The sequence below is a fragment of the Leeuwenhoekiella sp. MAR_2009_132 genome, from assembly GCF_000687915.1.
Taxonomy (GTDB): domain Bacteria; phylum Bacteroidota; class Bacteroidia; order Flavobacteriales; family Flavobacteriaceae; genus Leeuwenhoekiella.
On record NZ_JHZY01000004.1, the window covers coordinates 648,892 to 662,145 of the forward strand.

The window sequence follows — 13,254 nt, forward strand, 5'->3', positions numbered from 1 at the left end:
ATTAAACTTTAATGGTTGATTTTCCAGATTTTTTAAGTCGATAATTAATACCGGAAATTCCTTGTAAACCTCCTGTATGAACCGCTAAAATACGGGTATTTTCAGAGAAAAATGCATTTGAAATAAGATCTGTCAAACCATACATCATTTTTCCTGTATAAATGGGTTCTAATTGAATGTTGTGCGTATTTTTAAACGAATTAATGAAAGCTATAAGCTCTGAATTTACCTTTCCATAACCTTCAAAATGATAGTTATTATTTAAATCCCAGTTTTTCTTAGACGTAAGTTTTTCAATTTCTGAATTTAAAAAATCTCCTTTAAGTGCAGGAAATCCTATTACTTTTTGATGTGATAGACTGCCTTCTATTAAACCTGCAATCGTTCCGCCTGTTCCTACAGGGCACATGATGTAATCGTATTCTGCAGTGTTTTCATTCAAAATCTCTGAACAACCCTTTACAGCCAGATGATTTGTTCCACCTTCGTGGATCTCATAAAAATCTCCAAATTTCTGTTTTAGGCTTTCGCGAAAAGATGCCGTGTCCTTCTCTCGGTACTCAGCTCGGGTTATAAAATAGAACTTCATCCCACACTCGTGGGCAAACTTTAAAGTTGCATTCTGCTGAAGGGTTTTATTTAAATCAATACCTAGCTCTTCTCCACGAATTATACCCATAGTATTAAAACCACAAATTTGACCGGCCTTAGCAGTCGCCGCAATATGATTTGAAAAGGCTCCCCCGTAGGTTAAGAGCGTGTCTTTCCGTTGCTCTTGAGCTTCAATTAAATTGTATTTAAGCTTTCTAAATTTATTTCCTGAAACTTCTTTATGCAGGAGGTCTTCTCGCAAAATAGAAACGAAAACATTATTAGACCTAAATACGTGATCATCTATATTTTGTATAGGCACTTGTTTTTCTGAAGAAAAGAGCAACTCAGGATTTGCCATAATAGGTTTTATCATACAAAAATAATGACATTTTTAATCCTAAGAAGTACTATGCCATAAAAGCTTTAAAATACAAACACCTTAATTTAAACTCACTTAATCGGAAATAACTCACTTAAACAACACAGAACATTCATTTTATTTATGTTTAAATCGTTAAAGTACAGGTAAAAAGCAACTATATGTCGATAAAAAACATATTTTTGCACTCTCCACAAGATGAACATAACATTTAATGGCCCCTAATAATTTTATATGCGAATAAAATTACTTCCCCTAAAGTTTTTCATATTTAGTATTGCGTTATTCTTTTCATTTGTTTCACACGCACAGGTAGGTATTGGGACTACCACACCTGCAAATGGATCGCTACTTGACATAGAAGCATCAGATAAAGGTCTTTTAATTCCGCGAGTAAGTCTTACAGGGATAACAGATAACACTACGATTACACCGTCTGCTACTAAAGGCTTATTAGTTTTTAATCAAGCAGTGACAACAGGAGCTAATGCTGTAACTGAAGGTTTTTACTACTGGGATGGCACAAAATGGGTTGCCCTTACCACTCCCGCTGCAACAGGCGATAATATCTATACTGTAGATGGTACTTTAGCAGAAGATCGAGTTGTTTCTCAAGAAGATAAGAAAATTGAATTTACATCTGTAGGTGCACAAGATGCTTTTACACTCAGACGCTCTGCAAATGCGAATGCATCAGGATTAGCGTTTAGAAATTCAGGAAGTTCATATGATGCCTCAGTTTATATGGAGTCTGGAACAAACACTGGCCTTGCAGTGGCAACTGGAGGAAATAATCCCGATATTACTACTTTAGGTTTAACCGCTGTATTCAATAATGATCAAACCACCTCGTTTAGTAAGAGTTTGAGTATATATGAAAATGTTGCTAATCTCAACGATGTTACCGCATCACTTTACTCTACTGCTGATGATGGAGTGTTAGATCTGTTTGAAAATAACACATACAATCATCGTATAGCTGCAAATGGACCGACCATATTTAATGAAAAAGGCCTAAACTTAAACTTTAGAGTAGAAACTGATGCTGATGAAAATACACTTTTTATACAGGGTAGTACAAATCGAATTGGTATAAAAACGGCAACTCCACAAGGTAGTCTTCACGTTTATGAAGATACCGGTACGACACTTGCGGGCAACGCAGGGACAATTGTACTTGAGCATGGTAATGCCGGGGGACAATCATCAATCTTGTTTAAAAGTTCTGTAAATGCTGTGAGTGATTACGGTTATATTAAATATTCTGATGATGGTAGTGGTAACGGTTCTACCACAGAAAACAGTCTATTAGAAATTGGAGTGCAAAATGATGGTATAGGTGCTAACCAGGATGATATTAATATAACTCCTACCGGCAATTTAGGAATAAGTAATACAGCTCCAAAAGAAAAACTACACATTGGGGGAGCAAATTCTACTATTCGTGTTGATGGTTTAAACCGTCCTAACAATACAAACAATGTACAAAATGACCCCATGCCGGTTTATGTAGATGATAATGGTACAATGGTCTTACAGCCCTCATTAGTGCAAACATTTATGCCTGTTAATGAATATAATTTTACTACAGGGGTGAATGTTAGTTCTAGTTCTGGAGCTGGAGCTTCTACTAATTTGTATACGTCGACAATTACATTAACCCAGGCATCTCTAGTATTTATAAATTATCAATTTAGCGCACAGTTATTTAGAAGTGATGGCTCCGCGATTACCGATGGTAAACCAAGATTATTTAGAGGTTGGGTAGAAGTTAACGGAGATAGCACAAAGCCCTACGCATTCGATACTGGAACATATGCGAATAGACCAGATTCGAATGGAACATATGCAAACGGATTTTATTATTTAAGTGGGTCTACATATGTACAACTACCTGCAGGAACACATACAATCAGACTTTATGGTCTCGGGTTTGGTGGCAATTTTGATTTTTTAGTACGGTTTGGAGGAACTGATTTTGAACAATTTCAAATAATTGTTCAACGTTAATTCAAGTACTTCAAAAAACCCCAGAATTTTCGGTTTTTTAAATATTCAAAATCTCGCTCCTTAGCATATGCTTCTTTTTCAAAACTTATAGCTTGATACGCTGCGTGTCTAGATTTCAAATATATTAGATGTATTAAATATTCAGTGAAATACCAAAGGTAAAAAGGAATTATTAGTAATTCTATTTGTTGCCTAAGATGTATGCGCTCGTGATTAATGAATACAGCATCTTCTTTTAAACCTATTCGTTTAACAAAAATAAATGGCCAAAAAGCACAGCCTATAAACTTCTTAAACAAGATAGGTGCATGAATTAAAATAGCCATTTAAAGAGTATCATTGTACTTATAAAATTCGAAATTAGATTTAAGTCTTTATTTACACAAGTCTTATTGATCTTTTATATCTTTAATTGTGAGTCAATTTAAAAAACAAATACCGTTAGAAGAAGGCGATTATTATTTAACACCAGAAGGCTATAGATGCTTTACAGAGCAATATCACTTAAAGAGAGGATATTGTTGTAAAAGTGGGTGCAGACATTGCCCTTATGATTATGACAAATCACGCAGCTAATTATATGATCTTGGTATAATTATTGATATTTATAAAATAGAATTTGCTCATTTTCAATAACCCATAAAATATTTCATATGAAAAAATTAAAACCCTTTATTCTGCTTGCTGTAGTAGTACTGCTTTCGGCGTGTAGCACTGTGCGAGTATCATCAGATTATGATCAGAGCGCAAATTTTAATGAATACAAAACCTTTGCTTTTTTTAAACCCGGTATAGATAAGGCTGAAATTTCTGATCTTGACAAGAAAAGAATATTGCGTGCAATTGAAGATAATATGCTTGCTAAAGGCTTTGTAAAATCTGACAATCCTGCAATGCTGGTAAGCATCTTTACTACAGCGCAACAACGTGTTGATGTATATAACAATTTTGGTTGGGGCTGGGGAGCCTGGGGTCCCTGGGGACCTTTTGGCGGCGGCTTTGGCAATACCGTTTCAAGAACTACCGAAGGCACATTGTATATCGATCTAATTGATGCTACTAAGAAAGAATTGGTATGGCAAGGTCAGGGAACCGGTTATTTAGCTAGAGATGTTGAAAGAAAACAAGAACGTATCAACGAAATTGTAGGAGAAATAATGCAGGAATATCCTCCTAAAAAAATGGCTTCTAATTAAGAGATCCTTTTATTAAAAAGCCCTCAATGAGGGCTTTTTTTATGCGTACGATTTTAATTTTTCTTTCGTAAACTCAGATAAAACTAGATTACCACTTATTGAAGCTCGTTCTTCAAGAAGACCTGGCCAGTGTTCTGTACCCTTCCAAAAAATACGCTTTGCCTGCTTAGTAGCTTCCGGATTGTAGGATGCAATATTATTTGCTAAATCTTTTATAGCTAAATCCAGCTCCTCTACAGAATTATAAACTTCAGCATATAAACCCTGAGCTTGTGCCCATAATGCGTCATAAAATGCTGTGGCTTTAAAAGTCATCTGCGAACTTGCAGACACACCAATTTTACGAGTTACCGCTGGTTCTATTACAAAAGGTCCAATCCCTATAGTTAATTCGCTAAGTTTAATAGAAGCATATTTTGAAGCTAAACAATAATCTGCTGCCGCCGCGATACCTACTCCACCCCCTACAGCTTTTCCTTGCACCCTTGCTATTATAGGTAGCGGGCAGGAGCGCATTGCCAATATAACTCTAGCAAATCCCATAAAAAATGTTTTCCCTTCCTCTTGATTTTGTATAGCAATAAGTTCTTTAAAACTGGCGCCTGCACAAAACGTACGATCGCCACCACTTTTTAAAATAAGAACTTTTAAATGTTTCATCTTTCCGGCTTCAAAAATTTTATTTTCGAGTTCGTATAAAATACTGCTGGGTAACGCATTGTGATCTGGAGTAGAAAAGGTAAGTATGCCTACGGCATTCTCAATATCAAGGCTTACAAAAGAACTTTGCATAAATATTATTTAGTAAATGAATATTATAATTAAATATTCCTCAAATTTAAACTTCTAAATTAAGAATGTCTGAAATTTGATTATATCAACTTAAGACAATCTTTGTAAATTTGATTTATGAATTCAGAATTAGATAAAAATATAGAAACTAATCCACTTATAGAGCGACTTCCCGCTCATTTAAAGCAATTCATAAAGCCACAGCATTATGATTCTTATACTCCTATAAATCAAGCGGTATGGCGTTATGTGATGCGTAAAAATTTTGACTACCTCGCTACTGTAGCTCATAAATCATATGTAGATGGATTAAATAAAACAGGCATTTCTATAGATCACATTCCCAATATGTATGGGATGAATCGCATTTTAAAAGAAATTGGCTGGGCTGCGGTTGCTGTTGACGGTTTTATACCTCCCGCAGCGTTTATGGAGTTTCAGGCATACAAAGTTTTGGTTATAGCTTCAGACATACGACAACTAGAACATATAGAATATACCCCAGCGCCAGATATCATACACGAGGGTGCAGGTCACGCTCCTATTATCGCTAATCCTGAATATGCAGAATACCTCAGACGTTTTGGAGAAATAGGATGCAAAGCCATTTCTTCAGCTAAAGATTACCAGCTTTATGAGGCTGTACGAAAACTTTCAATCTTAAAAGAGGCCGAAGATTCTTCTGAAAGCGAAATCGAAGAAACTGAAAAAGAAGTAGCTCATTTACAAAATAATATGGGTGATCCTAGCGAAATGGCTCTCATACGCAATTTGCACTGGTGGACGGTTGAATATGGTCTAATAGGCACTCCCGAAAACCCTAAGATCTATGGGGCCGGTCTTTTATCTTCAATAGGCGAAAGCGCCTGGTGCATGACCGATGCCGTTAGAAAGATACCTTATAGTCCTGATGCTGCCTTTCAGGAATTTGACATTACAAAACCACAACCTCAGCTTTACGTAACTCCTAATTTTGCATATCTAAGTGAAGTTTTAGAAGAGTTTGCAAATACTATGGCACTTAGAACCGGAGGTCCCGAAGGAATAAATAAGCTTATTCAAAGCAAAAATTTAGGAACTGTAGAACTAAGTACGGGACTTCAAATTTCTGGTGTCTTTCGAGATATTATCACACATAAAAATAAAGTCGCTTATATTCAAACTGAAGGAGAAACTGCGCTATCGTATCATGAAAAAGAACTTATAGGTCACGGGACGCTTAATCATCCTCAGGGTTATGGTACCGCTTTAGGTAAACTGGAAGGAATAAATCTGGCAATTGAAGATATGAGTCCTAAAGACCTTCAGGCATACAACATTTTTGAAGGTGAAAAAATTGATCTAAAGTTTGAAGGAGATATATTAGTAAGTGGCGAAATCATTACAGGCACCCGTAACTTAAAAGGAAAAATTATACTTATAAGTTTTAAAGATTGTACCGTTTCTCAAGGCAAACGTATTTTATTTAAACCTGAATGGGGTATTTACCATCTTGGGGTAGGAAAACGTATAGTTTCTGCTTTTTCTGGTCCTGCAGATTTCAATTCATTTAATTTGATTAATCATCAGGTTAGCAGCAGCACGGTTAAACCAACACACAGTGAAAAGCGCAAAGAACTTGAAAGTCTTTATCTGGCTGTAAGAAATTACAGAGAAGGTAAGGATACTCAATTTTCACCGGAAGCTGTGTTTGATATTTTAATAAAATATCACCCTACTGACTGGTTGCTTTCAGTAGAATTGTATGAGATAGCGGTTGCCGATAATATGGAGAAACTCAAATTAGAAATTCTAAATCATTTAGACCAACTACAATCTCAAAAACCGAAATTAAAACACCTTATCAAAGACGGTCTGGACTTAGTAAATAACTCGCAGGTTTTAAATTAAATCTAAGACAATGAACTTTTAATATCTTCTAATTGCTCTACAGTTATAGGCTTGATAACGTAATTAGACACGCTATTAAATTTTTTGGCTCGCTTTAAATCTCTGGGATCTATTGAAGATGTAAGAATATATATGGTAATTTCTTTTGGCGGATTAACTTTAGTAAATTCTTCTAGAAACTCCCAACCGTCCATCACCGGCATATTAAGGTCAAGAAGTATCAACTGCGGAACATCTTCGCCTTTTTGTATAATTGCGATTAACGAATCTAAGGCCTCCTGACCATTAGAAAAGACAAGAAAGTTCTCGCAAAATTCTGTAAGCTTCATCATTTTTTTGATCCCAAAAACAAAAATAGGGTCATCATCTACGATACAAGCCAGTTTAATTTTTTTCATTTAGTTTTATTATAAATGTTGTCCCTTTTCCTACCTTGCTCTGTACGTTTATTGAACCTCCCATAACTTCTACTTGAGATTTAGTCATATAAAGACCTAATCCCCGTGCATCAGAATGTTCGTGAAAAGTTTTGTAAAGACCAAAAATTCGATCTCCATAGCGTTCTAGATTAATACCCAGGCCATTATCTGAAGCAGTGATAATCACATACCCATTAATACGCTCTGCAGAAATCTGTAACCAGGATTTACGCTTAGGGTCTCTGTATTTAATTGAGTTTGTAATTATATTAAGTATAATACTCTCTAAGTATGCCGGTACAGCATATATTTTGAATCCTTCGTGAACACGATTTAAAATCTGAAAGTTAACTTCTACCATAAGTCCCCTAACAGAACGAATTCCATTTTCTATATATTTATATAGATCTAATTCTTCTTTATCCTGATAATTAATGTCTACAGATACTACTTCATTTAAGTGCGATATGGTTTCTGTTAACATAGAAGAAGCCTGAGCAAGCATTTCAAATTGCATCTCACGCTCTTCTTCATCTTTTTCATTTTTTAGAAACTCTATAAGCATACCTATATTACTAGAATGAGATCTTAGGTTATGCGATACAATATGTGCAAAATTTATTAAGCGTGTATTTTGATTTGTAGTAACCTCTACAAAGCGATTTATTTCTTCATTCTGTTTTTTAAGCTCTGTGATATCCTGTATTTGAGCAATGATTTTATTTGGTTTCCCTTTAGAATCATAATTTAGAGAAAAGTAGGTTTTAGCTAGAATAGTATTTCCATTTTTATGTAAGAAATTCTGTTCATTTTCAATTTTACGAGAATTTTGATGAAAAAGATTTTTTATTAAAAGGTAGTTCTTCTGAAACTCGTCTGGCCTATATAAGTCTGTGATTTTTTTCTTTAAAAATTGATTCTTGTTGTACCCAAAAATCTTTTCGCAAGCTTCGTTAACTTCTAAAATTTTAAAACTTTCTACATCTATAATAAGAAAGGCAATAGGTGTATTTTCAAATGCAAGTCTAAATTGCTCTTCACTTATACGTAATTGGTCATTTTTTACAACCCTATCTGTAATATCCTGAAACGTACCTAAAAGACGTACGCATTTCTCATCTTCAAATTCTGCCTTGCCTCTAGCATTTACATAGACCTCTTTACCTGTATATGTTATTAGTGTAAAATCTTCATCCCACGACTCCCCAAATTCAATAGCACGATTTATTACTTGTGTAAGACGTGACCTATCTTCCCCTTGTTTGTAAAAATTAATACCGGTGTCTAAATCTAGTTTGAAGTCATCTGGTATTTCATGAATCTTACGGGTAACCTCAGACCAATATATAGATTTAGTTATGAGATTTAGTTCCCAAAATCCTATATAAGCAACCTTGTTTGTTTGCTTTAATAACTCTTCCTTTCTGTATTCTTTAGGTCGAGTACTTAAAATGCGTTGCGCTAAGACTAAAGCTTCACCTTCAGTCTCAAATTTGCTAAATTTATATTTATAACGTACTTGTTTAACGGGTACATCAACAATGAAATGAGCATTCCCTTTTCTAAAAGCCTCCTGTATTGAATTTTCAAAATTTAAAGTAAATTCGTGCTGGGTGTTGTAAGCGATTTCTAATTCTGGTTTAACCGTAGTTTTCCATTCTTCTGAAGATGATAATACATTACATGCTTTATCAAAAACAGCCATCGAACCCGGCAATACACTAATAGTTTCTAGTGTTGAAGAACTATATTTCATGTCATCGTTTTTGCTATCCAAATCAATCTAATATATTTTTTAACTCCTGAGAGTTTGTAATTTCTGTTTTATTATATTTTAAAGTCCAACCTAAAGTATTAACTGCTACATATATATTAGAAAGTTCTGCGATAAGACGATTTTCTGCATTCTCTCGTAAATCTGAGGCTTCAATCTTTTTTTTCAAACTTACCATAACACGTTTTTTAATGGTATTGTAATCTGAAGCTCCAAACTGATTGAGGTAATCCTGTGTAACATCATAATACTCAATGTCAGGATTGATATTAATTTCAGCCTTTGGGATATGTGTAATCGTGATTGTTTTATTAGCTATATCAACATCTGTTTCTAAAGCTCTTAAATCATATGCAATAGTAACCTTTGCATTTACCACCACTAAAGCTTTTTTATTAGCGGTTAGTATATCTAGATACATTTTTTTTGAATCTTTATATGTAAAGACCTGCGCAAAAGATCCTTCTGTAACTATGAGCTTACCTACATTTTTAATTTCCTTCTCAATTAATTCGGTGGCTTGTGACAATGCAGCACGTTGATCGCTTTTATCCTTAAAATAGAGATAGGTAAAAATCCCTAAAACAATAATGGTAATGAGAATAAGTATTCTGCGCATACAGCCAATGCTAGTGGAGATAAATATATTTTTTAAATGTACCCACAAAAAAAAAGATAAAAAAACTTGAAACCGTTTTTAAAGAAAATTAACGTTGTTAGATGATATTATTAATTTTGGCCTTTTGAACCGCCTCAAGTTTGCTGTGCACCTGAAGTTTTTTATAAATATTCTCAATATGCTTTCTAACAGTACTAGGAGATAAAAATAAATTTTGGGCAATAGCGGTATAATTCAACCCTTTGCTCAGTTGTTCCAGGACTTCTATTTCCCGGTCTGACAACAAGATATCCTCTCTGTCTTCAAAACTTTTAAGAGATTCAGGATTGCGAAGTAATTTTAAAGTGCGCATCGCAATTGAAGGGTTCATTGCTGCACCACCCGCAAGTGTTTCAAGAATACCCTTATGCAGGTTATCGGGACTGGTTTCTTTTAAAAGATAACCGTCTGCACCAGCTTTAATTGCATTAAAAATATGCTCGTCGTTATCAAAAACGGTGAGCATAATAATTTTTATTTGAGGGTATTTCTGTTTTACTAAGATTGTTGCTTCGATACCATTAAGAATAGGCATCTCAATATCCATCAAAATAAGATGAATGCCATTATTTGTTTCCAGATTATTAAGAAGGTCTTTCCCATTTTCTGCAATAAATTTTAATTTAAATTCTTTAAAAAAAGACAATTTTTCAGCAACTGCTTTTGCTAAAAAAAATTTATCGTCAACGATTGCAATTTTTACATCCATAAACTAATGGGAAATAAAAAAACTGGTGAAGAACCTTAATACTTCCCCAGGTCTTAGCACTTTTAAAAGCATACTTTAACTTGCTAAATCTTCCTAAATTTAATGGTAAGATTTATCTTTTAAAATAGGGTATTCCCCCTATTCCTCATTCACTAAATCTCAAAATTATAACCACTTTCTAAAAGCTCCTGATATTTTTCTGAATCAAAACGGTATAAATACGCACCACGCTTTGAACTCGTTTTATCTTTTTCGTCAAGCTTCACCAGAACTTTAAGCGATAATACTTTTTTTCTAAAATTACGAGGATCAAGCTCCCGTTGATAGATCGCTTCATATAATTTTTGCATCTGCGGAATCGTAAATTTTTCAGGAAGTAGCTCAAATCCTATAGGCTGATAACGCGACTTACGGCGTAACATATCTAAAGCATCGGCAACCATTTGATTATGATCTAAAGCTAAAGCCGGTAAATCTTTTAATGTATACCAGAAAGCACCGTGCTCTTCTACTAATTGCTTATCATAATCATCTATGCGTATGAGCGCATAATGCGCTACAGACAAACAGCGATAACCGGGATCACGATCTGCTTTTCCGTAGGTTTTAGATTGTTCTAAAAATAACTGATTAAGACCTGTGATCTCTTTTAATACGCGTCTTGCTGCCTCATCTACATCTTCTCCCAGTTTAACAAAACTTCCTATCAATGACCATATACCCGAGTTAGGCTCAACTCTTCTCTTAAAAACAAGTAATTTAAGATCGCCATCATCAAAGCCAAATATTATGCAATCTGTCGCTACATAAATTTTATCGTTTTGAGCATAAAAATCTTTGTGTCCTAAATGCATGTCACTAGCAGAACTTGGGGTCATATTTTTAATTTTAAGTGTTTAAAATACGTTTTTTTTTATATAAATACCTAATTTGTATAAAATGAGTATAACTAACTTTTAGTTTGACATTTAATTCTCACTCTGCTGCCATTCAGTAAATTTTAGTTGAAAGTCTTATTAAAGTACCCTGATTAAGCTTGCTTGTAATAACTATGTCTGCGCCTATATCTAAAGCTCTTTTTTTCATATTAAGAAGCCCATTACCCGGCTCATATTTTTTTAAATCAAAACCACTCCCATCATCATAAATTCTAATTTCTAAGTGGTTATTGTTTTTATCAATTTCAATATTAATGGTAGCAGCATCTGCATATTTTAGAGAATTGTTTACAGCCTCCTGAATGATGCGATAAATATTTATGCCTTCTATAGAAGTAAAACTATAATCCCCGGGTAAGTCTGTTGAATTCTCAAATTTAAATAAGATGGTATCACGACTTGCCAGTGCCCGTTCTATAAAGTTTGCAATACGTATTTGCAGCTCCTCTAATGAAATAGTTTCTTTATTCATTGCCCAGATCGTATCCCGAAGTTCGTTGATTGTTATTGAAGCAAATTCACTTATCTGTGTAAGTTTTTCGGTTATTTTTTGATCTTTACTTTTTAAAGCATACTTCAAATTATCTATACTTAAAATGATAAATGTAATTTGAGATCCTATGTTGTCGTGTAAATCCCGGGAAATACGTAAACGCTGTTCTTCTAAACGATTTTGCGTTTCAATTTTAGCTAATGCAACCTCGAGTTCTTTTTCTTTTTTTAGCTGACTATTTTTAAGTTTGTGCCGGTTATAAATTAAATAACTTAAAAGTCCCAAAATCAAAATTAAGCCCAGACTCCCGTACAAATAGCTGTTTTTTTGACGTACTTCTAAATCCTTTTCAGCCAGTTGGGCACGTTGCTGCAAGATTTGATTTTCTTTCTGTTCGGTTTCATATTCTAATTCAAGTGCTGCTATCTCTTTACTTGCTTCTAAACCATTAATACTGTCTTTAAATGCTGAGAACTTTTCAAAATAAAATAAGGCAGAGTCAGTTTGCTTTAAGTTTTTAAATGCTTTAGAAAGTTGCTCGTACGTATATTGCATTAAAAACCTATAGTCCTCTTTACGTGCTATTGGTAATGACTGCTTAAAGAAAGGTATGGCCTGTTGTGGTTTATTTTCTGCCATAAAAACCTCACCTATCTGGGTGTAATTCTCTGCTATACCCTTATGATCTCCTATCTCTTCCCGTATAGCCATTGCTTTATAAAAATACTCTCTAGATAAATCGTATTTACCTTGTTGCCCATAAACTCCGGCAAGATTGCTGTAACTATACGGGAAACCTTCTTTATAATCACGTTCTTTAACGATAGCTAATCCTTTTTTATAAAAATAAAGGGCACTATCTAACTGACCTTGCATCTCTTTAAGTACCCCATAATTATTATATGTGCGATCTAAAACCTCTTTATAATTGCCTATTTCGGCCATATTAATGCCCTTATTCATATAGTATTGAGCCTTAATCATATCATCACGCTTCATTCCGTAGCCCATCTCTCCATACAGATTTGCTGCTTGAGGTTTAAAATTATTTTCTTCAAAAATACGAATGGCTTTAAGGTTGTAAGCGACACGTTTAGCACCGTTAGATTCATAACCATATAGGGTAGCCATGTTTTTATAGGCTTCTCCCATTCCTTTTTTGTAATTAATTTTCTGAGCTGCATTTAAATTTTGCTCAAAAATAACCAGCAAAGAATCGGTTTTTAAAGAACTGTTTTGAACAAGAATGGCATTGATTGAATCAATAACTTTAATGTCTTGTGCCGAAAAACGAAAGGTTAGAATGAAAATGCAGAATGCAAGAAGGTATTTTTTTTTCATAAAAACAGATTATAAATGATTTAAAATCTAAATATATAGAAATCGTAAATTCCTTGATATA

Annotated in this window: 13 protein-coding genes; 4 read left to right on the forward strand and 9 right to left on the reverse strand. The window is 34.2% G+C overall.

From position 1 onward, the window contains the following. Position 1: 1 nt before the first annotated feature. A complete protein-coding gene (locus tag P164_RS11240; protein WP_234405854.1) occupies positions 2 to 967 on the reverse strand; it encodes a 1-aminocyclopropane-1-carboxylate deaminase/D-cysteine desulfhydrase in 966 nt (321 codons plus the stop codon). Between the two features lie 240 nt (positions 968 to 1,207). Between P164_RS11240 and P164_RS11245 the strand changes: the two genes are divergently transcribed. After that, a complete protein-coding gene (locus P164_RS11245; RefSeq protein WP_028376476.1) occupies positions 1,208 to 2,983 on the forward strand; it encodes a hypothetical protein in 1,776 nt (591 codons plus the stop codon). Here P164_RS11245 and P164_RS11250 read toward each other — a convergent pair. Continuing rightward, positions 2,980 to 3,309 carry a hypothetical protein gene (locus tag P164_RS11250; protein WP_028376477.1) on the reverse strand — a complete coding sequence of 110 codons (330 nt, stop codon included), beginning with the start codon at positions 3,307 to 3,309 and terminating at the stop codon, positions 2,980 to 2,982. The genes P164_RS11245 and P164_RS11250 overlap by 4 nt on opposite strands. An 88-nt stretch (positions 3,310 to 3,397) precedes the next feature. Between P164_RS11250 and P164_RS18715 the strand changes: the two genes are divergently transcribed. Further along, entirely contained in the window at positions 3,398 to 3,559 is a 162-nt protein-coding gene (locus tag P164_RS18715) for a DUF5522 domain-containing protein (RefSeq protein WP_159106028.1), read from the forward strand. Positions 3,560 to 3,636: 77 nt separating this feature from the next. After that, positions 3,637 to 4,179, forward strand: a complete 543-nt coding sequence (locus P164_RS11255) for a DUF4136 domain-containing protein (RefSeq protein ID WP_028376478.1) — start codon at positions 3,637 to 3,639, stop codon at positions 4,177 to 4,179. A gap of 39 nt (positions 4,180 to 4,218) precedes the next feature. Here P164_RS11255 and P164_RS11260 read toward each other — a convergent pair whose 3' ends face one another. Then, positions 4,219 to 4,971, reverse strand: coding sequence for an enoyl-CoA hydratase/isomerase family protein (locus P164_RS11260; RefSeq protein ID WP_028376479.1), 753 nt, complete (start codon positions 4,969 to 4,971; stop codon positions 4,219 to 4,221). A gap of 117 nt (positions 4,972 to 5,088) precedes the next feature. On the opposite strand from P164_RS11260, the gene P164_RS11265 reads away from it, so the two are divergent. Then, positions 5,089 to 6,861 carry an aromatic amino acid hydroxylase gene (locus tag P164_RS11265; RefSeq protein WP_028376480.1) on the forward strand — a complete coding sequence of 591 codons (1,773 nt, stop codon included), beginning with the start codon at positions 5,089 to 5,091 and terminating at the stop codon, positions 6,859 to 6,861. Between the two features lie 2 nt (positions 6,862 to 6,863). Here the strand turns inward: P164_RS11265 and P164_RS11270 are convergent, their stop codons facing one another. From P164_RS11270 to P164_RS11295, 6 genes are all read right to left on the reverse strand, one after another. After that, positions 6,864 to 7,259, reverse strand: a complete 396-nt coding sequence (locus tag P164_RS11270; RefSeq protein ID WP_028376481.1) for a response regulator — start codon at positions 7,257 to 7,259, stop codon at positions 6,864 to 6,866. Beyond that, complete coding sequence (locus P164_RS11275; RefSeq protein ID WP_028376482.1) at positions 7,246 to 9,036, reverse strand: sensor histidine kinase; 1,791 nt, start codon at positions 9,034 to 9,036, stop codon at positions 7,246 to 7,248. Before P164_RS11275 ends, P164_RS11270 begins: the two co-directional genes overlap by 14 nt. 22 nt (positions 9,037 to 9,058) lie before the next feature. Beyond that, complete coding sequence (locus P164_RS11280) at positions 9,059 to 9,673, reverse strand: DUF4230 domain-containing protein (RefSeq protein ID WP_028376483.1); 615 nt, start codon at positions 9,671 to 9,673, stop codon at positions 9,059 to 9,061. A gap of 97 nt (positions 9,674 to 9,770) precedes the next feature. Further along, positions 9,771 to 10,421, reverse strand: coding sequence for a response regulator (locus P164_RS11285; RefSeq protein ID WP_028376484.1), 651 nt, complete (start codon positions 10,419 to 10,421; stop codon positions 9,771 to 9,773). Between the two features lie 152 nt (positions 10,422 to 10,573). After that, entirely contained in the window at positions 10,574 to 11,299 is a 726-nt protein-coding gene (locus P164_RS11290) for an NUDIX hydrolase (RefSeq protein WP_081817367.1), read from the reverse strand. 112 nt (positions 11,300 to 11,411) lie between these two features. Beyond that, a complete protein-coding gene (locus P164_RS11295; RefSeq protein WP_028376486.1) occupies positions 11,412 to 13,193 on the reverse strand; it encodes a sensor histidine kinase in 1,782 nt (593 codons plus the stop codon). Positions 13,194 to 13,254 lie beyond the last annotated feature (61 nt).